Below are 1,082 nucleotides of genomic sequence, written 5' to 3'. Positions count from 1 at the left end.
TATTAATTCGGTGTTCAAATACGAATAATGGTTGTATTATGGAAAGATGAAAAAAGATACTCGACAACTTCCTCCAGAGATACAACAATATAATCGGCAATTGGTGATACGCATGTATCAACAAGGGATCTCGCGGAATACCATCGCTGAAACATTAGGTATCAGCTACAACAGCATTTGTATTTGGATAAGAGCCTGGGAAAACAGCGGAGATGAAGCCTTGCTTCAGGGCAAACGTGGGCGTCGCGCATTAGAACAACGTTTACTCAACCCCATTCAGGAAGAGAAACTTCAGCAAGTTTTACGCGATAAGACCCCGACACAAATGCAATTACCGTTTGCCCTTTGGGGACGTAAAGCCATTCAAGCCGTCATTTGGCAAATGTGGCGGATAGAAATTGCCGAAAGAACGCTGACTGATTATCTGAAACGTTGGGAATTTACCCCGCAAAAACCGCTTAAAAGAGCTTACGAACAAAACCCCAAAGCCATCGAAAAGTGGCATCAGGAGACCTATCCGGCTATCAAGAAAAAAGCCGCAGAGGAAGCGGCCGAAATTTGGTGGGGTGACGAAACGGGCCTCAAAAATACCTGTCAACATAGTCGTGGCTTTGCACCTAAAGGAAAAACGCCCGTTATCGATTTAAATGCAAAGCGCTTTTCAATCAATATGATATCAGCCATCAATAACCGTGGTAGCCTAAGATTCATGCTATACAAGGAGACGATGACCGCCAAAAAGTTATTACAATTTTTTCAACGGCTCATAAAAGAAGCCGGTCGTAAAGTCTATTTGATATTGGACAATTTGCGGGTACACCATGCCAAAGTCGTGAGATGTTGGTTGGAAAAATATAAAAGTCGCATTGAGGTGTTTTATTTACCGCCTTATTCCCCAGAATTAAATCCGGATGAATACCTTAATGGCGATTTGAAAAGTGCTCTTCGCCACTCATCGCCCGCAAGAAATCAGCAAGAATTAGAAAAAAAGACAAAAAGTCATCTCAGGAAGCTGCAAAGAAGAAATAAACATGTTGCTCGCTTTTTTCTGCACCCCAAAATTAATTATGCTGCATGATGGG

1 protein-coding gene is annotated in these 1,082 nt (G+C 42.2%); it reads left to right on the top strand.

The features are described from left to right. The first annotated feature begins 46 nt into the window (after positions 1-46). Positions 47-1,078 (top strand): IS630 family transposase, encoded by a 1,032-nt coding sequence (locus AAC147_RS08895; protein ID WP_047686372.1) that lies wholly within the window; start codon positions 47-49, stop codon positions 1,076-1,078. Positions 1,079-1,082: the final 4 nt, after the last annotated feature.

The sequence above is a fragment of the Xenorhabdus sp. NBAII XenSa04 genome, assembly GCF_963866145.1.
Classification (GTDB): Bacteria; Pseudomonadota; Gammaproteobacteria; order Enterobacterales; family Enterobacteriaceae; genus Xenorhabdus; species Xenorhabdus indica.
Note: the sequence above shows the minus strand (reverse complement) of the source record. Positions and strands in the feature narration are given on the sequence as shown.

What these genes read in the sequence shown, in the direction of transcription:
- AAC147_RS08895 (WP_047686372.1), top strand. Translation starts at nt 47, where the DNA reads ATGAAAAAAGATACTCGACAACTTCCTCCAGAGATACAACAATATAAT.